Annotated in this window: 19 protein-coding genes; 14 read left to right on the top strand and 5 right to left on the bottom strand. The window is 74.3% G+C overall.

Annotation, left to right across the window (positions count from 1 at the left end; genetic code table 11):
• Position 1 precedes the first annotated feature (1 nt).
• On the bottom strand, positions 2–418 hold the full coding sequence (locus CD790_RS07375) for a RidA family protein (RefSeq protein WP_144382222.1): 417 nt from the start codon (positions 416–418) through the stop codon (positions 2–4).
• 116 nt (positions 419–534) lie between these two features.
• Positions 535–1608: an Rv2578c family radical SAM protein gene (locus tag CD790_RS07380; protein ID WP_144382732.1), complete on the bottom strand. Its 1074-nt coding sequence runs from the start codon at positions 1606–1608 to the stop codon at positions 535–537.
• Between the two features lie 140 nt (positions 1609–1748).
• Here CD790_RS07380 and CD790_RS07385 point away from each other — a divergent pair, with 140 nt between their 5' ends.
• The 11 genes from CD790_RS07385 (at position 1749) to CD790_RS07435 (ending at position 15882) form a co-directional block, all read left to right on the top strand.
• Positions 1749–2192: an SRPBCC family protein gene (locus CD790_RS07385; protein ID WP_144382223.1), complete on the top strand. Its 444-nt coding sequence runs from the start codon at positions 1749–1751 to the stop codon at positions 2190–2192.
• A 293-nt stretch (positions 2193–2485) separates the two neighbouring features.
• Positions 2486–4960, top strand: a complete 2475-nt coding sequence (locus CD790_RS07390; RefSeq protein WP_260867467.1) for an MFS transporter — start codon at positions 2486–2488, stop codon at positions 4958–4960.
• A 161-nt stretch (positions 4961–5121) separates the two neighbouring features.
• On the top strand, positions 5122–5955 hold the full coding sequence (locus CD790_RS07395) for a M55 family metallopeptidase (RefSeq protein WP_144382224.1): 834 nt from the start codon (positions 5122–5124) through the stop codon (positions 5953–5955).
• Positions 5948–7297, top strand: a complete 1350-nt coding sequence (locus CD790_RS07400) for a M20/M25/M40 family metallo-hydrolase (RefSeq protein WP_144382225.1) — start codon at positions 5948–5950, stop codon at positions 7295–7297. Before CD790_RS07395 ends, CD790_RS07400 begins: the two co-directional genes overlap by 8 nt.
• A gap of 6 nt (positions 7298–7303) precedes the next feature.
• Positions 7304–9367 carry a S9 family peptidase gene (locus tag CD790_RS07405; RefSeq protein WP_144382226.1) on the top strand — a complete coding sequence of 688 codons (2064 nt, stop codon included), beginning with the start codon at positions 7304–7306 and terminating at the stop codon, positions 9365–9367.
• Positions 9368–9690: 323 nt separating this feature from the next.
• Positions 9691–10413 (top strand): 4'-phosphopantetheinyl transferase superfamily protein, encoded by a 723-nt coding sequence (locus CD790_RS07410; RefSeq protein WP_144382227.1) that lies wholly within the window; start codon positions 9691–9693, stop codon positions 10411–10413.
• A gap of 71 nt (positions 10414–10484) precedes the next feature.
• Complete coding sequence (locus CD790_RS07415) at positions 10485–10727, top strand: lipopolysaccharide assembly protein LapA domain-containing protein (RefSeq protein ID WP_144382228.1); 243 nt, start codon at positions 10485–10487, stop codon at positions 10725–10727.
• A 127-nt stretch (positions 10728–10854) separates the two neighbouring features.
• The gene (locus CD790_RS07420) at positions 10855–12435 is read left to right on the top strand and encodes a CoA transferase (RefSeq protein WP_144382229.1); all 1581 of its coding nucleotides are present in this window, start codon (positions 10855–10857) and stop codon (positions 12433–12435) included.
• Between the two features lie 26 nt (positions 12436–12461).
• Positions 12462–13016 carry a GNAT family N-acetyltransferase gene (locus tag CD790_RS07425; RefSeq protein ID WP_144382230.1) on the top strand — a complete coding sequence of 185 codons (555 nt, stop codon included), beginning with the start codon at positions 12462–12464 and terminating at the stop codon, positions 13014–13016.
• A 257-nt stretch (positions 13017–13273) separates the two neighbouring features.
• Complete coding sequence (locus CD790_RS07430; protein WP_144382231.1) at positions 13274–15367, top strand: DUF5107 domain-containing protein; 2094 nt, start codon at positions 13274–13276, stop codon at positions 15365–15367.
• Between the two features lie 134 nt (positions 15368–15501).
• A complete protein-coding gene (locus CD790_RS07435; protein WP_144382232.1) occupies positions 15502–15882 on the top strand; it encodes a VOC family protein in 381 nt (126 codons plus the stop codon).
• 24 nt (positions 15883–15906) lie between these two features.
• On the opposite strand, the gene CD790_RS07440 is transcribed toward CD790_RS07435, so the two are convergent.
• Both CD790_RS07440 and CD790_RS07445 read right to left on the bottom strand, forming a co-directional pair.
• Positions 15907–16260, bottom strand: a complete 354-nt coding sequence (locus tag CD790_RS07440; protein ID WP_144382233.1) for a VOC family protein — start codon at positions 16258–16260, stop codon at positions 15907–15909.
• Positions 16261–16286: 26 nt separating this feature from the next.
• On the bottom strand, positions 16287–17147 hold the full coding sequence (locus CD790_RS07445; RefSeq protein ID WP_144382234.1) for a methyltransferase domain-containing protein: 861 nt from the start codon (positions 17145–17147) through the stop codon (positions 16287–16289).
• A gap of 421 nt (positions 17148–17568) precedes the next feature.
• On the opposite strand from CD790_RS07445, the gene CD790_RS07450 reads away from it, so the two are divergent.
• From CD790_RS07450 to CD790_RS07460, 3 genes are all read left to right on the top strand, one after another.
• Entirely contained in the window at positions 17569–18846 is a 1278-nt protein-coding gene (locus CD790_RS07450; RefSeq protein WP_144382736.1) for an aminotransferase class I/II-fold pyridoxal phosphate-dependent enzyme, read from the top strand.
• A gap of 270 nt (positions 18847–19116) precedes the next feature.
• Complete coding sequence (locus CD790_RS07455) at positions 19117–20184, top strand: nitrous oxide reductase family maturation protein NosD (protein ID WP_144382235.1); 1068 nt, start codon at positions 19117–19119, stop codon at positions 20182–20184.
• A 1-nt stretch (position 20185) separates the two neighbouring features.
• Positions 20186–21292: a methyltransferase gene (locus CD790_RS07460; protein ID WP_144382236.1), complete on the top strand. Its 1107-nt coding sequence runs from the start codon at positions 20186–20188 to the stop codon at positions 21290–21292.
• A 219-nt stretch (positions 21293–21511) separates the two neighbouring features.
• Here CD790_RS07460 and CD790_RS07465 read toward each other — a convergent pair whose 3' ends face one another.
• Entirely contained in the window at positions 21512–22303 is a 792-nt protein-coding gene (locus tag CD790_RS07465) for a class F sortase (RefSeq protein WP_144382237.1), read from the bottom strand.
• Positions 22304–22332: the final 29 nt, after the last annotated feature.

Below are 22332 nucleotides of genomic sequence, written 5' to 3' on the forward strand. Positions count from 1 at the left end.
CCTATCGGCGCGTGGGCTCCGAGGAGCCCACGACGGCGAGCGCCTCGACCTCCAGCAGCAGGTCCGGCCGGAACAGCGCGGCGACCTGGACCGCGGAGCTGGCAGGCGGCCGCACGGTGTCGACGAAGGCGTCCCGGGCCTCCCGTATCGCGGGCAACTGGGCCACGTCCGTGACGAAGTACGTCAGCTTCACCACGTCCGCGAAGGTCGCGCCCGCTCCGGCCAGACAACGGCGGAGGTTCTCGAAGACCTGGCGGGCCTGGGCCGCGGGGTCGCCGGGGCCCACCAGCTCGCCGTGCTCGTCCAGCGCGACCTGTCCGGAGACGGCGATGAGGCGGCCGGTGCCCCACACGACATGGCTGTAGCCGTTGCCCGGAGCGACTCCCTCGGGGGCGGCGAGGTGGCTGAGGTGCGGCATGCGGACTCCCTTGCGCTCTCGGGGCCGACCCCCGGTGCTCGGGGCCCGCCCCTGTTCATGACGGAACGTCATGATCGTGGCTCATGGGGGTGCCGCGACAGCGAATTCCGGCCGCCTCACAGCAGGCTCAGCTGGGTGGCCCGTGACCCGGACGCCGACGCGGGCCCGTGGGCCGTCCCGGAGTCGTGCGCCACCTCGGGATCCCGATCCGCCTCCGGACGGGTGAGGTTGCGGGCGGCGCCGGCGCGGGCTGGCCCGATGCCGTACTCGGCGGCGAGCTCGTGCACCTGTCGGGTGACGCGTCGCTGGTACCACGTCGGCGCGTACGCCCCGTCCGCGTACATGGCCTCGTACCGCCGCACCAGGTGCGGATGGTGGCGGGCCAGCCAGGCCATGAACCACTCGCGGGCGCCGGGTCGCAGATGGAGCACGAGCGGGGTCACCGAGCCCGCCCCGGCGGCGGCGATCGCCCGCACCGTCTCCCGTAGCTGCTCGGGGGTGTCGCCCAGGAACGGGATGACCGGCGCCATCAGCACCCCGCACGGGATGCCGTGCTCGGCCAGCGTCCGCACGACGTCGAGGCGCCGCTCGGGCGAGGGTGTGCCCGGCTCCACGGTGCGCCACAGCTCGCGGTCGACGAAGCCCACGGAGACCGAGACCCCGATGTCGGTCACCCGCGCGGACTGCCGCAGCAGCTCCAGGTCGCGGAGGATCAGCGTGCCCTTGGTGAGGATCGAGAAGGGGTTCGCGCGGTCGCGCAGCGCGCCCAGGATGCCGGGCATCAGTCGATACCGCCCTTCCGCGCGCTGGTAGCAGTCGACATTGGTGCCCATGGCGATGTGCTCACCCTGCCAGCGGGACGAGGCCAGCTCGCGGCGGAGCAGCTCGGGGGCGTTGACCTTCACCACGATCTGCGAGTCGAAGCCGAGGCCGGTGTCGAGGTCGAGATAGCCGTGGGTCTTGCGCGCGAAGCAGTACACACAGGCGTGCGTGCAGCCGCGGTACGGGTTCACCGTCCACTCGAACGGCATGCGGGAGGCGCCCGGCACCCGGTTGACGATCGAGCGCGCCCGCACCTCGTGGAAGGTGATGCCGCGGAACTCGGGGGTGTCGAAGGTACGGGTGACCACCGCGTCGGTGCCGAAGAGGGCGGGGGCGGCTCGGTCGGGGTTCAGGTTGTCCCAGCGCATGGTGTGCACCTCCGGGGTCTCGCTTGTTCGAGAATAGAACATACGCTCGAAGAAAGGCGCGTCAACCCTCGATTTGGGCGGCTGCGCCGCAGGTGGTTGGCTTGCCGGGCAGTGCAACCGAACGTGCGGGAGGAAGAGGAATGGGGCAGGTCGAGGCCACCACGGAGCGGATCGTCCAGGGCAGGGCCGAGGACGTGTTCGACGCGCTCGCCGATTACAGCGGGACCCGCGCCAAGGTGCTGTCCGAGCACTTCAGCGAGTACGAGGTGCGAGAGGGCGGCGACGGCGAGGGCACGCTGGTGCACTGGAAGCTCCAGGCCACCAGCAAGCGGGTGCGGGACTGTCTGCTGGAGGTGACCGAGCCGACCGACGGGCAGCTGGTGGAGAAGGACCGCAACTCCAGCATGGTCACCACATGGATCGTCACCCCGGCGGGTGAGGGTGCCTCGCGGGTGGTGGTCACCACCACCTGGACCGGCGCCGGCGGCATCGGCGGCTTCTTCGAGCGGACCTTCGCCCCCAAGGGGCTGGCTCGGATCTACGACGCGGTGCTCGCCAACCTCGCCGCCGAGCTGGAGAAGTAGCCGGCGGCCACCCGATCGGTGCGGCGTCAGTCTCACCGTTTCGGGTGGTTTTCCCGCCGGGTGCGGTCGTGCGCCGTAGCCACTCCGACCGGCACTAAAGCCGCTTGTGCGCCCCTCTCCGGCAAATCGTCGCGCTTGCTCCCTGATGTCGCGTAATGCGAGAAATGGCGGCGGCGCAGGCGCGACGAGGGGAGAGGCACGTGGGCGGGACCACCGTGGTCGGAACCAGCCTGGTGAAGGGCGACGGCGCTCCGGCCGTGCCCGGCGAGGCCGCGGAGGACGGATACGGAGCCGTGGACGAGGGCGGCTCCTGGAGCGGAGCCGGGCGCGGGGACCCCCAGGGCGCGTGGCCGCCGGAGGCCGCCGCGGGCGACGGCGGGCAACCGGCCGACCCGGACGCCGCCCCGGTCCCGCTCAGTCGGGCCCGGGTACGGATGGTCTTCTTCGGGCTGATGCTGACGCTGCTGCTGTCGGCGCTCGACCAGACCATCGTCGCCACCGCGCTCCCCAAGATCGTCGGGGAGCTGCACGGCCTGGACGACATGTCCTGGGCCGTGACCTCCTACCTGCTGGCCTCCACCGTGGTGCTGCCGGTCTACGGCAAGCTCGGCGACGTCATGGGCCGCAAGGGCGTCTTCGTCTTCGCGATCGTCGTCTTCGTCGCCGGCTCCGCGCTGGCCGGCTGGTCGCGCACCATGAACGAACTGATCGTCTTCCGGGCGATCCAGGGCGTGGGCGGCGGCGGGCTCATGATCGGCGTGCAGGCGATCATGGCGGACATCGTCTCCCCCCGCGAACGCGGCCGCTACATGGGCGCCATCGGCGCCACCTTCGGGCTCGCCTCCGTCGCCGGCCCACTGCTCGGCGGCTTCTTCACCGACCACGCCTCCTGGCGCTGGTGCTTCTACATCAACGTGCCCTTCGGGCTGGTCACCCTCCTCGTCGTGGCGCTGGTGCTCAGGCTTCCCAAGCCCCCGGGGGAACGCGGCCGGTTCGATCTGCTCGGCGCGGTGCTGCTGGCCGCGTCCTCCACCTTCGTGGTGCTGCTGACCAGTTGGGGCGGGACCGAGTACGAGTGGCGCTCCCGGGTCATCCTGGGGCTCGCGGCCGGCGCGCTGGGCACCGCGATCCTCTTCGTCGTCGTCGAGTACCACGTCGCCGAACCGATCATCCCGCTACGGCTGTTCCGCGACTCCGTCTTCAACATCACCGGCCTGGTGGGCGCGTTGGTGGGCGTCGCGCTCTTCGGCGCCGCCTCGTACCTGCCGACCTTCCTCCAGATGGTCGACGGCGCCAGCGCCACCGAATCCGGGCTGCTCATGCTGCCCATGATGGCCGGCGTCGTGGTGTCCTCCATCGTCTCCGGACAGCTCATCAGCCGCACCGGCCGCTACCGGATGCACCCGCTGCTGGGCTGCGCGATCTCCGCCGTGGGCATGTGGCTGCTGTCCCTGATGCGCGAGGACACCTCGCGGCTGGAGTACAGCGTCTGGATGGGGGTCCTCGGGGTCGGCGTCGGACTGGTCATGGCGGTGCTGATCCTCGCCGTGCAGAACTCCGTACCCCTCGCCGACCTCGGCGCGGCCACCAGCGCCCACAACTACTTCCGGCAGATCGGCGGCAGTGTGGGCGCCGCCGTCTTCGGCACCCTGTTCGCCGACCGCCTCGCCGACAGCCTGGCGGAGGAGCTGCCGGCCGGCGGCTCGCTGCCCGACCCGGAATCGATCACCCCGCAGATGGTGTACGAGATGCCCGCCGCGCTGCGTGACGGGTACGTCGCGGCATACGCCGACGCCATGCCGCGGATCTTCCTCTACCTCGTGCCGGTGCTCGTCCTGGGCTTCCTGCTCGCCCTCCTCCTCAAGGAGAAACCATTGGTGTCCACCACCGAACACGCCTCCGCGCCCGACCACGCCGTGCCGACGGCGCGCCTGGACGGCACGGAGCCGGGCATGGAGGGCTTCCAGACCTCCGTCGCCCCGCCCAGCCCGCACACCGCACCGATCTCCGCCGGCGTCCCGGTCTGCGGCACCGTCCAGCACAGCGACGGCACCTCGGTGCCACGCGCCGCCCTGACCCTCATCGACGTGGGCGGCCGGCAGATCGGGCGCGGCGCCACCGGAGAGGACGGGCGGTACGCGCTCAGCACCCCCGGCACCGGCTCCTATGTGTTGATCGCCTCGGCCGGCGGTCACCAGCCGCAGGCGGTCACCGTCACCGTCGCCGACCGCCCGGTCGACCTCGACGTGGTGCTCGGGGGCGCGGGCCGGCTCGCCGGCACGGTGCAGACGGCCGACGGCACGCCGGTGCGGGACGCCATCGTCACCCTCACCGACGTACGCGGCGAGGTGGTGGCCTCCACCCGCAGCGGCCGCGAGGGCGGCTATGTCATCACCGAGCTGATCGCCGGCGAGTACACCCTGGCCTCCAGCGCCCCCGCCTTCCGCCCCGCGGCGCTGCCGGTGTCGGTGCAGGCGGCACGGGAGACCCGGCAGGACATCGAACTGGCCGGCGGCGCGGTGCTGCGCGGCGTGGTGCGGGCCGGTGGCGGCCGCCCGGTGGAGGACGCGCGCGTCACCCTGCTCGACGCCGCGGGGAACGTGGTGGACACCGCCACCACCGGCACGGAAGGCGCCTTCCGCTTCGTCGACCTGTCGGCCGGCGAGTACACCGTGATCGCCGCCGGCTATCCGCCGGTGGCCACCGTCCTGCACATCGCGGGCGGCGGCCGCACCGAGCGGGACCTGCTGCTCGGATACGAGGACTGAGCGGAGACCGAGCGGGTACGGGGGCGGAACCGAGCGCCGGTGTGTCCGAGGGGGCGCGTAGGGCCTGCGTTGCGCCGTTCGTGCCGACCCGGCGGCGGGCCCCGGCGACGGTTGTCCACAGGGCTGGTTCGGCCGTCCGGCAGCGCGTAACGTGGCGAGGCATGATGATCCTCGTCAGCGCGGACATGGAGGGCGTCACCGGCGTGACATGGCCGGCCGATGTGCTGCCCGGGGCCTCCCAGTGGGAGCGCTGCCGCCGGCTGTTCACCTCCGACGTGAACGCGGCCGTCGCCGGCTTCTTCGACGGCGGCGCCGACGAGGTCGTCGTCAACGAGGCGCACTGGGGGATGCGCAACCTGTTGCTGGAGGAGCTGGACGAGCGGGCCCGGATGCTGACCGGCCGGCACAAGAGCCTGAGCATGGTCGAGGGCGTCCAGCACGGCGATGTCGACGGCGTCGCGTTCGTCGGCTATCACACGGGCGCGGGCACCGAGGGCGTGCTCGCCCACACCTACCTCGCCAACTCCATCACCGGAGTGTGGGTCGGCGGCGTGCGCGCCAGCGAGGGCCTGCTCAACTCGCTGGTCGTCGCCGAGTACGGGGTGCCGGTGGTCCTGGTGACGGGCGACGACCGCACCTGCCAGGACGCCCGGGCGTACGCCCCGCGGGCCCGGCACGTCGCCGTCAAGGACTACGTGTCGCGGTACGCGGCCGTGTGCCGCCCCCCGGCCCGCACCGCGGCCGACATCCGGGCCGCGGCGAAGGAGGCGGCGGCGCTCGCGGTGCGCCACGAGCCGGTGCGCGGTGGCCCCTTCACGATCGAGGTCGAGTTCGACGCGGAGCACCTGGCGGGCGCGGTGACCGTCGTGCCCGGCGTGGAGCGCAGCGGAGAGCGACGCGTCTCCTACACGTCAACCACCATGTACGAGGGCATCCGCTGCTTCAAGGCGGTCACCACCCTCGCCTCGGCCGCAACGGAGGAGGAGTATGGCTGAGCAGACCGGCCGCGCGGAGGCGATCGACGCGCAGGCGCTGGAGGAAGTGGTGCGGTTCACCTCCGAGCTGATCCGGATCGACACCACCAACCGGGGTGGCGGGGACTGCCGGGAGCGTCCCGCCGCCGAATACGTCGCCGAGCGGCTCGGCGAGGCCGATATCGCGCCCACCCTGCTGGAGCGGGTGCCGGGGCGCACCAATGTGGTGGCGCGCGTCGAGGGCCGCGACCCGAGCGCGCCCGCGCTGCTGGTCCACGGCCATCTGGACGTGGTGCCCGCCGAGCCCGCGGACTGGTCCGTGCACCCCTTCTCCGGCGAGGTGCGCGACGGCGTGGTCTGGGGCCGGGGCGCCGTCGACATGAAGAACATGGACGCGATGGTGCTCGCGGTGGTCCGGGCCTGGGCGCGTGCCGGGGTGCGGCCGCGCCGGGACATCGTCCTCGCCTTCACCGCCGATGAGGAGGACAACGGCTCGGCCGGCGCCGCCTTCCTGGTGGACGAGCACGCCGGGCTCTTCGAAGGCTGCACCGAGGGCATCGGCGAGTCCGGTGCCTACACCTTCCACGCCGGGCCGCGGCAGCGGATCTATCCCATCGGGGCCGGTGAGCGCGGCACCGCCTGGCTGCGGCTCACCGCGCGCGGCACCGCCGGCCACGGCTCGCTGACCAACCGGGCCAACGCCGTGAGCCGGCTGGCGGCCGCCGTCGCACGGATCGGCGAGTACCGCTGGCCGGTCCGACTGACTCCGACCGTCCGGGCCTGCCTGACCGAACTGGCCGCGCTCCAGGGCATCGCCGTCGACCCGGAGGCCCCCGACTTCGACGTGGACGAGCTGCTGACCAAGCTGGGGCGGGCCGCCGCGCTGGTGGGGCCGACCGTGCGCAACAGCGCCAACCCGACGGTGCTGGAGGCCGGCTACAAGATCAATGTCATTCCGGGGAGCGCCACCGCCTATGTCGACGGCCGTGTCCTGCCCGGCGGCGACGAGGAGTTCCGCACCGCCCTGGACCGGCTCACCGGCCCCGACGTCGACTGGGAGTTCCACCACCGCGAGGTGGCGCTGGAGGCGCCGGTGGGACCCGGCGCGCCGACGTACACGGCGATGCGCGCGGCCGTCGAGCGGTTCGACCCGGAGGGCTCCGTGGTGCCGTACTGCCTGTCGGGCGGCACCGACGCCAAGCAGTTCTCCCGGCTCGGCGTCGTCGGCTACGGCTTCTCGCCGCTCAGGCTCCCCGAAGGCTTCGACTACAAGGCGCTCTTCCACGGTGTGGACGAGCGAGTGCCCGTCGAGGCCCTGCACTTCGGCGTCCGCGTGCTCGACCACTTCCTTCAGGAGGCGTGACCACAGGTGAAGACAACAGTGTCCACGGCGCCGTACGGAGCCTGGGGCTCGCCGATCGACGCCGCGCTGGCCGCGTCGCTCGACGGGCGACCGGAGTACGTGGGCACGGTCGGCGACGAGGTCTGGTGGACCGCGCCCCGCCCGGAGGAGGGCGGCCGGCGCACCCTGGTGCGGCTGAGGGCCGACGGCACCGAGGCGGCGGCCCTGCCCGCGCCGTGGAACGCGCGCAGCAGGGTCATCGAGTACGGGGGCGCCCCGTGGGCGGGCCTCGCGCGACCGGCCGGCGGCCCGCTGATCGTGTTCGTCCACTTCGACGACCAGCGGCTGTACGCCTACGAGCCGGACGGTGCCGCCGCGCCGCGGCCGCTGACCCCGGTCTCCCCGGTCGGCGGCGGGCTGCGCTGGGCCGATCTGCGGATCGACGCCGACCGGGGCGAGGTGTGGGGCGTGCTGGAGGAGTTCACCGGCGCGGCCCCCACCGAGGTGCGACGGGTGATCGCCGCCGTTCCGCTGGACGGCTCCGCCGCCGAGGACCGCGCCGCGCTGCGCGAACTGTCCGGCGGCGCTCACCGGTTCGTCACCGGGCCCCGGCTCTCCCCGGACGGGCGGCGCGCGGCCTGGCTGGCCTGGGATCACCCGAGGATGCCCTGGGACGGCACGGAGGTGATCCTCGCCGAGGTCGCGGACGACGGCGGCTTCACCGGTGAGCGGCGGCTGCTGGGCGGCGCGGGGGAGGCGGTGGCCCAGGTCGAATGGGCCGCGGACGGCGCGCTGCTGTACGTCTCGGACGTCTCCGGCTGGTGGAACCTGCACCGGATCGACCCCGACGCGGCCCCCGGCACCGGATCGGGGGACATCCCCGGCACCGGCACCGGCCCCGGCACCGACACCGGGGCCGAGGCCGCGACCGGCACCCCGCTGTGCCCGCGGGAGGAGGACTTCGGCGGGCCGCTGTGGGCGTTGGGCCTGCGCTGGTTCCTGCCGCTGGAGAGCGGGCTGATCGCCGTCGTCCACGGCCGGGGACCGGCCGCCCTGGGCGTCCTCGACCCGGAGACCGGCGAGTTGGTGGACGCCCCCGGCCCGTGGACCGAGTACAGGGCCACGCTGGCGGCGGCCGGCACCCGCGTCCTCGGCGTCGCCGCGAGCCCCCGCAGCGGCTACGAGGTGGTGGAGCTGGACACCCGCACCGGGCGGGCGCGGGTGATCGGCGCCGCGCACGTCGACCCCGTCGACCCGGCCTACTACCCGGAGCCGCGGATCCGCACCTTCACCGGCGTCGACGGCCGAGAGGTGCACGCCCACATCTACCCGCCGCACAGCCCCGACCACGGCGCGCCCGACGGCGGCCCTCCGCCGTTCGTCGTCTGGGCGCACGGGGGGCCGACCTCCCGGTCCCCGCTCGTCCTCGATCTGGAGATCGCCTACTTCACCTCGCGCGGCATCGGCGTCGCCGACGTCAACTACGGCGGGTCGACGGGGTACGGCCGCGCCTACCGGGAGCGGCTGCGGGAGCGCTGGGGCGAGGTGGACGTCGAGGACTGTGCCGCGGTCGCCCGGGCGCTCGCCGAGGAGGGCACGGCCGACCCCTCCCGGCTGGCGATCCGCGGCGGCAGCGCCGGCGGTTGGACGGCGGCCGCCTCCCTCGCCACCACCGAGCTGTACGCCTGCGGCACGGTGAGCTACCCGGTGCTCGACCTCGTCGGCTGGGCGGACGGCGGCACGCACGACTTCGAGTCGCGCTATCTGCACACCCTCATCGGCCCCGAGGAGGAGGTCCCCGAGCGCTATCGCGAACGGGCCCCGCTGACCCACGCGGGGCGCGTCAGCGCGCCGTTCCTGCTGCTCCAGGGGTTGGAGGACCCGATCTGCCCGCCGGCGCAGTGCGAGCGCTTCCTGGCCGAGACGGCCGGTCGGGGCGTCCCGCACGCGTATCTGACCTTCGAGGGCGAGGGCCACGGCTTCCGCCGTGCCACCACCCTGGTCCGGGCCCTGGAGGCCGAACTGTCGCTGTACGCGCAGACCTTCGGCATCACCCGCACCGACATACCCGTCCTGGAGTTCACCAAGTAGGCGACCAGATCACCTCTTCCGCTCGAACGGCCCCGCGCCGCCGCTCCGTTCGTGCCGGCCGGTGGCCCGTGGCCCGGGCCACGGGCGCGCGGCCGCCGGGAGCGCCGGGCCCGGTGGCCGACCCGCCGATCGGACCGGGCCCGTCGCCGTGTGGCGGCGGGGCACCGGTAGCGTGATCGACGGCGACGTCGTCGCCGGCCATGTCGTTGCCGACTCAATGGGGGAGACCGCCCGATGACCGAAGTAAGGAACGCCGTGGCGCCGGACGCCGCGGCAGGGCGTGCGGCGGACCGCGCGCAGCTGCCAGACGGCGGAGCGCGGGCATGACGGCGCCGCGCGTCCTGGGGCGCGACGAGCCGCCGGCCGCCCTGGTCGGCCGCTGGCAGGGCGGTCCGCAGACCTGGCTGCTCAGCGTCTCGGAGTACACCTCCGAGCTGGAGGGCTATGTGGCCGAGAAGATCCTCGACGCCCAGGAGCGTGAGCGGGTCGCCGCGTTCCTGCGGGACGAGGACCGGGAGCGGTACACCGCGGCCCACGTCGGACTGCGTCGGCTGCTGGGCGCCTACCTCGACCTGGAGCCCTCGGAGGTGCCGTTCATCCGGGAGCCCTGCCCCGGCTGCGGCGAGCCACACGGCCGCCCGGCGGTCCGCGGCGGCGCGCTGCACTTCAACATGTCGCACGCCGCCGACCTGGTGCTCTTCGCCTTCGCGGGCACGCCGATCGGGGTGGACGTGGAACGGGTGCAGTCGGTGGCGGTCGTGGACCAGATCACGCCGAGCCTGCACCCCCGGGAGCGCACCGAGTTGGCCGCGCTGCCGCCGGCCGAGCGGCCGGCCGCGTTCGCCCGCTGCTGGACCCGCAAGGAGGCGTACCTCAAGGGCCTGGGCACCGGACTCTCGCGTGACCCGGCGACGGACTACGTGAGCACCGGTGTGGCGACGGTGCCGGTCGGCTCCTGGTCGCTCGCGGACATCCCGGTCGACCACGTCCGGTCGGGGTACGCCGCGGCCTGGGCGCTCCTGGAGGCCACCCGAACGGACCAGTAGCCCGCCGCGTGGGGATGCGCCGGGCCGGCAGCCGATGATGCTGGACGCATGAGCGTGAGCGAAGGCAGCCCATGAGCGCGGCCAGAGGCAAGCACAGCGGCTTCCGGGGCGGCATGCGGGATCTGGTGTCGACACCCGGCCGCGTCGCCGGCCTCATCCTCTTCGTGCTCGCGCTGATCTTCATCTTCGAGAACATGCAGCAGGTGGGGATCCGGCTGCTGTTCTGGGAGGTGACCATGCCGCTGTGGCTGGCGCTGCTGGGCATGGGCGTGGTCGGCGCGCTGTGCGGCGCCCTGCTCTTCCGCCGCCACTGAGGTCGATCGCGGGCCGCCGGCGGCGCCGGACGGGCCGTTCGCCTCCCCGACACCGGGGGTGCCTGCCTGGTCTCGGGGCGACAGCGGACACCCGGCGGCCGCCGGGCCGCGCTGGCACACTGCGTGCATGGTGAGGCGATCCACGCACGGTACGGCGCGAGCCTGGGCGGCGCTCGGCGGCGACCCCGCGCTGTTGGACCGGATCGACTACGGCGGCCCGGCCGGAACGCTCCCGGCCAGGCTGCCGGCGCGGGAACTGGCGAGGTCCACGGTCGCGGTCTGCGCGCTGGCCGCCGCCGAACTGGCGGCGCGGCGCGCGGGCCCGGGCGCCGCGGTGCCCGGCGTACGGGTGGACGACGCGGCGGTGGCGACCGCGTTCGCCAGCGAACGACTGCTGCTGATCGAGGGCCGCGCGCCGACCGTCTTCGCCCCGCTGTCCCGCTACTGGCGCACCGCGGACGGCTGGGTGCGCACCCACGCCAACTACCCGCACCACCGGGCGCGACTGCTCGCCGCGCTGGGTTTGACCGACCACGGGGGCGCGGGCGGCGCGGCCCTCGTCGAGCGGGTCGCCGCCGACCTGGCCGGGCGAGCCGCCCGCGAGGTGGAGCAGACGGTGTACGCGGCGGGCGGGCTCGCCGTCGCCGTACGGTCGCCGGAGCAGTGGGCGGCCCATCCACAGGGGGCGGCGGTCGCCCGGCACCCGCTGCTGACCCTGGAGCGGATCGGGGACGCGCCCGCCCGACGGCTGGGGGAGCGGGACGACCGGCTCGCCGGGGCGTCTCGGACGGGGCCGCCCGCCGGGGCGCCGCGGACCCCGCTGCCCGCGGCCGGCCTGCGGGTGCTCGATCTGACCCGGGTGCTCGCGGGGCCGGTGGCGACCCGCACGCTCGCCCTGCTCGGTGCGGACGTGCTGCGGGTGGACGCGCCGGGCCTGCCGGAGGCCCCCGACGTCCACGCCGACACCGGCTTCGGTAAGCGCTCCACCGTGCTGGACCTCGGCCGCCGCGCCGACCGGGCCGCGTTCGAGGACCTGTTGGCGACCGCGGACGTCGTGGTCACCGGCTACCGGCCCGGTGCCCTGGACCGGTACGGGCTGGCCCCCGACGCGCTCGCCGAGCGCCGCCCCGGCCTGGTCATCGGGCAGCTGAGCGCCTGGGGCGGCTACGGACCCTGGGGCGGGCGGCGTGGCTTCGACAGCCTGGTGCAGGCCGCGACCGGCATCGCCACGCTGGAGGCGGCCGCCGACGCGTCCGAGGATCGCCCCGGCGCGCTCCCCGCTCAGGTCCTGGACCACGGCACCGGCTATCTGCTGGCCGCCGCGGTGCTGCGCGCCGTCACCGAGCAACTCGTCGGCGGGGGCACCCGGTTGGCCCGGCTCGCGCTCGCGCAGACCGCCGGCTGGCTGCTGCACGGCATCCCGGCCGACCCCCGCCCCAGGCCCCCGGCGCGGGGCGCCGACGAGCCCCGGGCCACCCCTGCCCCCGGCATCACCCCCGAGGCCCCGGCTCCCGGTACCCCGGAGGCCCCGGCTTCCGGCAGCACGGACGTCCCGGGTCTCGGCGACGCCGGGAGCCGGCTCGCCGAAGTCGACGGGGAGTTGGGGCGACTGCGCCACGCGCTCTCCCCGGTGGACTTCGACGGCGGTCCCACGCGCTGGGCGCACCCCTCCCTCCGTTGGGGCACCGCCCCCGCGACCTGGAGCTGAGCGCCGCGACTTCCTAAGATTGTCCGATGTCTGACTCCCCGCATGCCGAGTACATCGCCGCAGGAACCCGTGCGGCCATCCGGTCCATAGCGCGCGGCGACCGGGAGGAGTTCACCCGACTCGCCCGTGAGAGCGTCGAGTTCCACCGACCGTGGCTGTTCCTTCCGACGACCGACGACGCCTTCGACGGCTACATCGGACAGCTGGAGCGGCCCGACCGCGAGGGGTTCCTGGTCTGTGACCGGGAGACCGGAGCCGTCACCGGATTCGTCAACGTCAACAACATCGTGCGCGGGCGGTTCCAGAGCGGATACCTGGGCTACGGCGCGTTCGTCCTCTCGGCCGGCCGGGGCTATATGGCCGAGGGGCTCGGACTGGTGCTGCGGCACGCCTTCGGGCCGCTCGGGCTGCACCGGCTGGAGGCCAACATCCAGCCGGACAACGCGGCGTCGACCGGGCTGGTGAAGCGGCACGGCTTCCGGCTGGAGGGCTTCTCGCCGGAGTACCTCTTCATCGACGGGGCGTGGCGGGACCACCAGCGCTGGGCCATCACCCGCGAGATGCTCGACGAGCCCGCCTGAGCCACACCGCCGGCCGCCTGAGCCACGTCGCCGGCCGCCTGAGCCACGCGGCCGGCCGTCTGAGCCACGCGGTCGGCCGCCCGGGCCACGTCGCCGCCCGCCTGCGCCACGTCGCCGCCCGCCGGATCCTCCCGGCGGCGCGGCCCCCTCGACTCCCCCTGGAGACGCCCTGTTCAGCGGCGCCACGGCGGTGTTCCATGGTCGTTGACGGCCGCCACAGCCGTGGCGGCCCCGGCGAGGAAGCGAGTGACGCCGCTGTGGCCACGACGGTGCGACGTACCCTGCTGACCCTGCCCGCCGCCCCGCTCGGGCCCGTCAATCCGCTGCCCGCCCTGCACCCGCTCGACGAGGCGCACCGGCTCGATGCCCGGCAGCGCGCCGCGCTCCCCGCCGAGATGGCCCGACAGATCGGTTACGAGCCGCTGCGTTCGCTGCTTCCGGTGCCGCTGCGGGACGGCTATGGACGACGTCGCACGGAGACCGAGCTCGACGCGATCGTGATCGAGAACGAGCGGCTGCGCGCCACCGTGCTGCCCGGACTCGGCGGCCGGATCCACTCCCTGCGCCACAAGCCCACCGACCGCGAACTCCTCTACCGCAACCCCGTCTTCCAGCCGGCCGACTTCGCGCTCAACGGCGCCTGGTTCTCCGGCGGCATCGAGTGGAACATCGGCGCCACCGGGCACACCACGCTCTCCTGCGCCCCGCTGCACGCCGCCCGCGTGGCCGCCCCCGACGGCGGGGAGATGCTACGGCTGTGGGAGTGGGAGCGGCTGCGCGACCTGCCCTTCCAGGTCGACCTGTGGCTCCCCGACGACTCCGACTTCCTCTACGTGGGCGTGCGCGTGCGCAACCCGCACCACCACACGGCCCCCGTCTACTGGTGGTCCAACACCGCCGTGCCCGAAGGGCCCGACACCCGGGTGCTCGCCCCCGCCGACACCGCCTGGCACTTCGGCTACGACCGCGCGCTGCGCCGCGTCCCCGTCCCGGAGTGGGACGGCGCCGACCGCAGCTACCCGCTGCGCGGCGAGCACGCCGCCGACTACTTCTACGAGCTGCCCGAGGACGCCCGGCGCTGGATCGCCGCGCTCGACGGCGAGGGCCGCGGACTGGTGCAGACCTCCACCGAGCTGCTGCGCGGCCGCAAGCTCTTCCTGTGGGGCGCGGGCCCGGGCGGACGGCGCTGGCAGCGCTGGCTCACCGAGCCGGGCACCGAAGGCTACGCCGAGATCCAGGCCGGGCTCGCCCGCACCCAGCTGGAGCACGTGCCGCTCGAACCCGGCGAGGAGTTCAGCTGGCTGGAGGCGTACGGGCCGCTGGCCGCCGACCCCGGCGCGGTACAGGGCGGCGACTGGCGGGCCGCCCGGGAGGCGGTCGAGGCGGAGCTCGCGGCGGCCCTGCCCCGTGCCGAGGTGGCGGCGGCCCACGCCGCCTGGCGGCCGTACGCCGACACCACACCCGGGGAGCGGCTGGCGGTCGGCTCCGGGTGGGGCGCCCTGGAGTGCGAACGCTCCCATACAGAGCTGCCCGGCACCCCGTTCGCGGCCGACACCCTCGGACCCGAACAGGAGCCGTGGCGCGCGCTGTTGAACACCGGTTCGTTGCCCCCGTGGCGGGATCCGGCCGCGGCCCCCGGGGCCTCCCTGGTGGCGCCGCCCTGGCGGGAGCTGTTGGAGGCGGCGCCCTCCCACGCCGCCGTCGAGTACCACCTGGGCGTCGCCCAGTGGCACTCCGGTGACCGCGCGCAGGCGGCCCGCAGCTGGGAGCGGTCGCTGCGGCACGCGCCCTCGCCCTGGGCGCTGCGCTGCCTGGCCGCCGCCGACGCCGCCGGGGGGCACCCCCAGCGGGCGGCTGACCGGCTGCTGAGCGCGGTGCGGTCGGTGCTCGGGGACGGGCGGCCGCCCGTCCCCGGGGCCGAGGCCGCGCTCGGGCGCGAGGCGGTCACCGCCCTGCTGGCCGCCGGCCGCCCGGACGAGGCGCGCACGGTGCTGGAGGAGCTGCCGCCGGCCGTCCGGGAGCGGGGCCGCTTCCGGTTGTTGCTGGCGCGGGCGCTGCTGGCCCAGGGGGAGCCGGCGGCCGCGCGCGCCGTGTTCGACCGCGGCTTCGACGTGGCCGACCTGCGCGAGGGGGACGAGACGCTCGGTGACACCTGGTTCGCGATCGCGGAGCGGCTGATCGCCGGCGAGGGCGGCTCGATCACCGAGGGCGTACGCGCCCGTGCGCGCGCCGAACACCCGCTGCCGGAGCGCTACGAGTACCGCATGCGCCCGGAGCAGTCGGTCGATGCCGCGGGCCCGATCGAGGGCGCCGCGCAGGCCGCGCCGACGGTCGGCGTGCGGAGCAGCTGACCTGGCGTCACCAAAACCTTCGCACCCGCTGGCCCCGCCCGGTACGGTCTCGAACGTGTTTCCCCCTGCGGGGAGCCCAAGAGCTCCGCGCGCGGCAGCCCCGGCGGTTCCCACGCTGAGAGTAGGTTCCCTCCATGGCATGTCGTATCAGTGAGCTCGTGCTCGGTTGCCGCGACCCCGAGGTGTTGGCGCGGTTCTGGTGCGAGGTCCTGGACTTCGTGGTGCTCGGTCGCGAAGAGGACGGCAGCATCGAGATCGGGCCGCGCGAAGGGTTCGGCGGCCCGCAACCGACGATCTTCCTCAGCCGCAGGGACGAGCCGGAGCCGGGGAAGCCCCGGCTGCACATCGACGTCAACGCCACCGACCGCGACCAGGACGCCGAGCTCGAACGCCTCCTGAAGCTCGGGGCGCGCCCGGCCGACATCGGCCAGACCGGCGAGGAGTCCTGGCACGTTCTCGCCGACCCCGAGGGCAATGAGTTCTGCCTGCTCAAGGGCCGCCTCAACCCGCTCTGACGGCTCCGTGTCCCCGGTGCGGCCCTAGGCGACCGCCTTCCGGTCGACGTACTCGAAGACCGAGCCGTCCGGGTGACGGGCCACCAGGTTGCGGCCGATGGGGGTGGGCAGCGGACCGGCGACGATCTGCGCGCCCACCGCCCGCAGGTCCGCCACCGCCTCGTCCACGTCCTTCACCGCGATCGTCGCGGTGATCTTCCGCAGGATGGACAGCTCCGTCTCCGGCCCGCTCATCAGGAAGAAGCAGCCGACCGCCGCGACCGAGACGCCGCCGCGGGTGAAGCGGAGCGCCTCGGCGCCGGTCAGCCGTTCATAGACGGCGACCGCCTCGTCCAGGTCGTTGACGCACACCCGTAGTGAAGTCCCCAGAATGTCCATGTGGGGGAGCCTAGTTGGTGACGAGGTCACCCGGTGGGCGCCTTCGGCTTCCTCCAGAGGATCTCCCCATGCAGGACCGTGAACCATCCGTCCTGGCACGCACCCCACTCCCGCCAGGCGTCCGCGATCGACCGCAGCACGGCGGTGGTCGCGTGGCCGCCGTCGACGGCCACCCCGGCGTACGAGGAGGCGACGGTGCGCTCCGCCCACAGCCCGCTCCACCAGGCCCGCTCCTCGGGGTTGGCGTAACACCAGACCGAGGCGGAGGCGGTGGCGCCGGTGAGGCCGGCGGCCAGGGCCCAGGACAGCAGCCGCCGGCCGGCGTCCGGCTCGCCCCCGCCGGCCCGCGCGACCCGTCCGTACAGCTCCTGCCAGGTGTCGAGGCCGGGAGGGCGCGGATACCAGGTCATGGCCGCGTAGTCGGCGTCGCGCGCCGCCACCACCCCGCCCGGCCGACACACCCGGCGCATCTCGCGCAGCGCCCGTACCGGGTCGCTCACATGCTGGAGCACCTGATGGGCGTGGACGACGTCGAAGGAGTCGTCCGGGAAGCCCAGGGCGAGGACGTCGGCGACGGCGACCCGCAGGGCGTCGGCGGGCAGTCCGCGGCCCTCGGCGTGGGCTCGGGCGTGCTCCAGGACGTCTGGGGCGGAGTCCACGGCGGTGACCCGGCCGCGCGGCGCGACACGCTCGGCCAGGTCGGCGGAGATGGTCCCGGGGCCGCAGCCGATGTCCAGCACCGAGAGCCCGGGGCGCAGCTCACCGAGCAGATAGCCGGCGGAGTTGGCGGCCGTGCGCCAGGTGTGCGAGCGCAGCACCGAGGCGTGGTGGCCGTGCGTGTAGACGGCGGTGTCCCCCCTCGCGGGGGGCTCCGTGCTGCTGGGCATGGCGAACTCCCTTCCCCGCCGGGCGAGATGACCGGCGACGGGCTCCACCGTACGCCGCGATCTCGGATGTCGAGAGTGGCGTCTCAGTATTCGGTTGGGGTCGGCGGCGCCGACTGATCGTGGGGGGAGTGTGGGGGCACCGGCTGAGTGTGTGGGGGCGGGGGCCATCGCTCCGCCGCCTGCCCATGCGGTGCTCGCGCCGCCCCCTCGCCCCTCCCGTCGCCCCGTTTGCCCCTCGCTTCCCGTCCACCGCTCGTGTCGTCCCGCCGTCGCGCCGTCGCGATCTGCGAAGGTGGACCTCCGCGACGGTGACGGCAGGCGGAGGACAGCTCCCGTGGACCTCTCAGACCCGGGCCCCTCGGATCCGGATCCCTCAAGCGCGCGGCCGGATTCCCCGGCGTCGGGCGCCGCGGCCCCGGACATGGCGGCCGCGGACTCCGTGGAGCCCGACCCCTCCGGCCCCGGGGGCGACGCCGGACTGCCGGTCCTCGCCGACCTGGCGGCGGCGTTCGCGTCGGCCGCGGGCGCGACCGCCCCCGAGCCGTTGGGCGGCGGCACCGAGCTGCGCGCGGCCGCGTGCGGCTACTGGGCGCGGCGGGGGCTCGCCACCGGCCCGGAGCATGTCGTGGCCGCTCCCGGCGGACGGCCGCTGCTGCTCGCGCTGCTGGCGGCGGCGGGCGGCGACGTGCTGCTGGCCCGGCCGTGTGCGAGCTGGTACGAGCCGCTGGCGCGGCTGGCCGGCCGGCCCGCGTACCACTCGGCCGTCCCCGCCGAGTGCGGTGGTGTCCCCGATCCGTTCGCGCTGCTGGAGACGGTGCGCCGGGTACGGGCGGAGGGCGGGGCGCCGCGGGTACTGGTGCTGGCCGTCGCCGACGACCCGACGGGCACGGTCGCCCCGCCCGAGCTGCTGCACGAGGTGTGCGAGGCGGCCGCGGACGAGGGGCTGCTGATCGTGAGCGACGAGACCTGCCGCGACACCGTGCACGACCCGCACGACACGGTGGTGGTCGGCCCGGCCGAGATGCTGCCCGAGCGGGTGGTGGTGCTCAACGACCTGGCGGGCGCCCTCACCCCGCCCGGTTGGCCCGTCGCCCTCGCCCGGTTCCCCGCCACCGCGCGCGGCGCCGAACTGCGCGCGGGAACCCTGGCCACCCTCGGCGCGTTGGGGGCGCGGCTGTCGGCGCCCGTCGCCGCGGCGGCCGGGCTCGCCCTGGCGGAGCCGCCCGCGGTGCGCGCCCGGGCGGCGGCCGCGGCCCGTGTCCTCGGCGCGGTCGCCGGGGCCGCGTACCGCGAGCTCACCGACGCGGGCGTGCTGTGTCGCCCGCCGCGGGCCGGCGCCCGGCTCTACGCCGACTTCGGCGAGCTGGGCGAGGCGCTGGAGGCGCGCGGGGTGACGGACTCGGTGGAGCTGGAGCGCCACCTCGGTCGCCGGCTGGGCCGGCCGGTGCCCGGCGGTCACCGGTTCGGCGACCCGCCGCCCGCGCTGCGCGCGCGGCTGTCGGTGCTGCCGCTCCTGGGCGTCACCGACGAGCAGCGGCAGCGCGCCCTGGACGCCCCCGACCCGCTGCGACTCCCTCATGTGGCAGACGCGCTACGTGACTTCGCGGCGGTGTTCGCGGAGCTGTCCGCGTCTGAGCCGTCCGGGTCTGAGCCGTCCGGGTCTGAGCCGTCCGGGTCGGGGCGGGGCGCGCGGGAGTGAGTCGGACGGCGGGCCCGCCCGCCCCCTCCGCGCACGTCGCACACGCGGCGTAGCGGCCGACCGTCGAGCTGACGGCGCGTCCGTCAGGTGTGCGGCGTATGGGTGACGCGCGGGGTACCGGGCCCCGCCGTGGGCGGTGGGCGGCCTCCGCGGGGTCGGCGGGCGTCCTGCGCGGGGTAAGCGGGCGTCCTCCGCGGGGTGGTGTGCGTCCTCCACGGGGTCAGCGGAACATAAGTGGCGAACCGCCAGAAACGCTCATAGTTTCCAGGCATGCAGATACGACACGTGCGGTACCTCGCACCCTTCGCCGTCCTGTTCGTCCTGGAGTCCGGAGCCGCCTGGGCCGCTCCGGCCGGCACCCAGCACACCGTCCATCCGGGAGAGTCCATCCAAGCGGCCGTGAACGCCGCGCGGCCCGGTGACACGATCACGATCATGGCGGGCACCTACCGGGAGAGCATCGACATCTCCGTCTCCGACCTGACCCTCCGCGGGGTGGGCGAGGAGACCGTCATCTCGCCGACGCACGGGACCGCCGAGACGGCCGAGGCCGCCTGCGCCAAGGCCGGAAACGGCATCTGCGTCACCGGAACGGCCCAGAAGCCCGTCACCGACGTCACGATCCGCTCGCTCACCGTCCAGGGCTTCGCCAAGAGCGGGATCGCCACCAACCACACCGACCGGACCACCATCCGTCGAGTGCTGGCCCGCAACAACGGCCACCACGGCATCAGCCAGGAGCGGTCGATGCGCGCGGAGATCCGGGACAACGAGGCCCGCGACAACGGCGAGTCGGGCATCTTCCTGGCCAACATGAGCAACGCCGAGGGCGCCGCCATCGACACCAAGGGCACCGTCGTCCGCGGCAACCAGCTGACCGGCAACCGCATCGGCGTCACCGTCCGACGACTGCGCCAGCTCTCCGTCGAGTCCAACCACGTCAGCGACAACTGCGGCGGGATCTTCCTGGTGGGCGACGAGTCCAAGCCCCGCGCGGGCGCGCTGACGGTGCGCCGCAACGACGTCTACAAGAACAACCGCTACTGCCCGCCCAACACGCGCCTGGAGCACATCCAGGGCACCGGCATCCTGCTCACCGGCGTGGAGGACTCGGTGGTGACCGAGAACTGGGTGGTCAGCCACTCGGGCAACTCCCCGATGTCCGGCGGCATCGTGCTGTTCGGCAGCAAGGTGGGCACGCCCAACGCCAACAACGTCGTCAACCGCAACGACGTCCTCGACAACCGCCCGGCCGACCTGCACGACCAGGACAAGGGCCCGGGCAACGCCTTCTCCCGCAACACCTGCGCAGTCTCACAACCCGCCGGACGGTGCTGACATGACGACCACCACCCCCACGATCGCCACCGGCCCGCCCCCGTCCCCACCGCCCCCGGTGACGGAGGGCGTCGGTCAGGCTCCCACCGGCTCCCTGCCGCAGTCCGCGATGCGGCTGCGCGAGATCGTCTTCGGCGCGGCGCGCGCCGCGGCGGTGCGCGCCGCGGCGCGGCTCGGAGTCGCCGACCAGATGGACGACGAACCGGTCGGCGCCGCCGAGCTGGCCCGGCGGCTCGACACCGACCAGCAGTCGCTCAGCCGGCTGCTGCGGGCCCTGTCCTGCCACGGCATCTTCGCCGAGACGGCGGACGGCCGGTTCTGCCACACCGACATGTCCCGGATGCTCCGCGAGGACGCCCCCAACAGCCTGCGCTACATCGCCCTGTGGTGCACGGAGCCGTGGACCTGGGAGGCGTGGCCGCGGCTGGACGACGCGGTGCGCTCCGGCGGTCACGTCTTCCACACGCTGTACGGCAAGGACTTCTTCAGCTACCTGCACGACGACGCGGGGGACTCGGCCCGCGTCTTCGACCGGGCCATGACCACCTCCAGCACCCAGTCGGCGCGGGACGTCGCGGCGCTGCTCGACCTGTCCGGGGTGCGGCATGTCGCGGACATCGGCGGCGGTCAGGGTCATGTGCTGGCCAGCCTGCTGGAGCGCCACGCGGACGTGCGCGGCACCCTGCTGGACCTGCCCAAGGTGGTGGCCGGCGCCGACCCCCGGCTGCGCGAGGGCGGCGCGCTGGCCGACCGGGTGCGGCTGGTGCCCGGCGACGCCCGGCAGGAGATCCCGGTCGACGCCGACCTCTACATCATCAAGAACATCCTCGAGTGGGACGACGACAGCACCCGCCGCACGCTGCGCAACGTGGTGGCGGCCGCGCGGCCGGGGGCCCGGGTCGTGGTCGTCGAGAACCTCGTCGACGACAGTCCGTCGATGAAGTTCACCACGGCCATGGACCTGCTGTTGCTGCTCAACGTCGGCGGGCGCAAACACACCACCGAGAGCCTGGTGGCGCGCATGACGGAGGCCGGCATCGCGGTCGGCGAGATCCAGCCCGTCAACCCGTATCTGCACGCCTTCCACGGCACGGTGCCGGTCCGCTGAGGCGGTCGGTCGCCGTGGGGCGTGCGGACGGTCCACGCGGAAGGCCCGAGGCCCGGCGTGAAGCCGGGCCTCGGGCCTGTGGCGCGTCCGTCCCCGTGGTGCTCGGCGTCCGTCCGTCACGTCCACTCGCAGCGTTCCGTTCGTCGGCCGCCGAGGACCGTCACGCACGTCGTGCCGCCGGAGCCGCCGGGGTGCCCCGAACCGTCGGGGCGCCCCGGATCACGTCCACTTGAACGAGTCGAGGTGGGCGAAGACGACGACGTTGGCGGTGTAGTCCTTGACGTTGTGGTCGTAGGCGCCCCCGCAGGTGATCAGGCGCAGCTGGGCGTCGTTGGTGTCCCCGTAGACCAGGTCGTTGGGGAAGGCGTTCTTGGCGAAGGTCTCGATCTTGTCCACGATGAAGCTGGCCACGATGCCGTCGTTGCGGGTGATGGTGACCTTGTTGCCCTTCTTCAACGAGCTGAGCGGGAAGAACACCGCCGGCCCGGTCTTGGTGTCCACGTGCCCGGCGACGATCGCGTTGCCGCGCTCGCCGGGGGAGGCGCCGTCGACGAACCAGCCGACGAGGTTGTTGTCGTCCGCGGGCGGGGCGTTGAGCTCCCCGCTCGCCTGGTTCAGCTTGAGGTCCGTGAAGGGGGCGTCGATGCCCACCGCGGGGATCTGCAAACGCGTCGGTGCGGAGCGCGGCAGGGCGGGCCCGCGCGGGCCCGCGGAGGGGCCGCTGGGCGCGGTGGGCAGCGCGGCGGCCGCCGGCGGCGCCTCTGGCGCCTGCTGCTTTGAGGCCGACGGGGCGGGAGCGGCCTGCGGCTTCTGCACCGGGGTGGTCGCCGGAGAGGGCTCGGAGGACGCGTCCACCGAGTTGTAGATGAGCAGCGCGCCCACGAGGGACGCCGCGGCGGCCCAGCGCAGGACACGGGTGTTGGAGTCGCGGCCCTTCGGGGGCTGCGGGGACAGCGGCGAGAGGGCGGCCTGCACCTGGACCGGGTGCCGCGAAGACTTCTGGTAATCCATTCAGCGTTGCCTTTCTCTGGGCCCCGCGG

It is taken from the genome of Streptomyces sp. SAJ15 (assembly GCF_007595705.1).
Lineage (GTDB): Bacteria > Actinomycetota > Actinomycetes > Streptomycetales > Streptomycetaceae > Streptomyces.

Coding starts and splice junctions, on each gene's coding strand:
- CD790_RS07465 (WP_144382237.1), bottom strand. CDS start 22,303: ATGGATTACCAGAAGTCTTCGCGGCACCCGGTCCAGGTGCAGGCCGCC.
- CD790_RS07425 (WP_144382230.1), top strand. CDS start 12,462: ATGTCTGACTCCCCGCATGCCGAGTACATCGCCGCAGGAACCCGTGCG.
- CD790_RS07435 (WP_144382232.1), top strand. CDS start 15,502: ATGGCATGTCGTATCAGTGAGCTCGTGCTCGGTTGCCGCGACCCCGAG.
- CD790_RS07455 (WP_144382235.1), top strand. CDS start 19,117: ATGCAGATACGACACGTGCGGTACCTCGCACCCTTCGCCGTCCTGTTC.
- CD790_RS07380 (WP_144382732.1), bottom strand. CDS start 1,608: ATGCGCTGGGACAACCTGAACCCCGACCGAGCCGCCCCCGCCCTCTTC.
- CD790_RS07415 (WP_144382228.1), top strand. CDS start 10,485: ATGAGCGCGGCCAGAGGCAAGCACAGCGGCTTCCGGGGCGGCATGCGG.
- CD790_RS07445 (WP_144382234.1), bottom strand. CDS start 17,147: ATGCCCAGCAGCACGGAGCCCCCCGCGAGGGGGGACACCGCCGTCTAC.
- CD790_RS07410 (WP_144382227.1), top strand. CDS start 9,691: ATGACGGCGCCGCGCGTCCTGGGGCGCGACGAGCCGCCGGCCGCCCTG.
- CD790_RS07395 (WP_144382224.1), top strand. CDS start 5,122: ATGATGATCCTCGTCAGCGCGGACATGGAGGGCGTCACCGGCGTGACA.
- CD790_RS07460 (WP_144382236.1), top strand. CDS start 20,186: ATGACGACCACCACCCCCACGATCGCCACCGGCCCGCCCCCGTCCCCA.
- CD790_RS07400 (WP_144382225.1), top strand. CDS start 5,948: ATGGCTGAGCAGACCGGCCGCGCGGAGGCGATCGACGCGCAGGCGCTG.
- CD790_RS07420 (WP_144382229.1), top strand. CDS start 10,855: ATGGTGAGGCGATCCACGCACGGTACGGCGCGAGCCTGGGCGGCGCTC.
- CD790_RS07450 (WP_144382736.1), top strand. CDS start 17,569: ATGGCGGCCGCGGACTCCGTGGAGCCCGACCCCTCCGGCCCCGGGGGC.
- CD790_RS07375 (WP_144382222.1), bottom strand. CDS start 418: ATGCCGCACCTCAGCCACCTCGCCGCCCCCGAGGGAGTCGCTCCGGGC.
- CD790_RS07440 (WP_144382233.1), bottom strand. CDS start 16,260: ATGGACATTCTGGGGACTTCACTACGGGTGTGCGTCAACGACCTGGAC.
- CD790_RS07385 (WP_144382223.1), top strand. CDS start 1,749: ATGGGGCAGGTCGAGGCCACCACGGAGCGGATCGTCCAGGGCAGGGCC.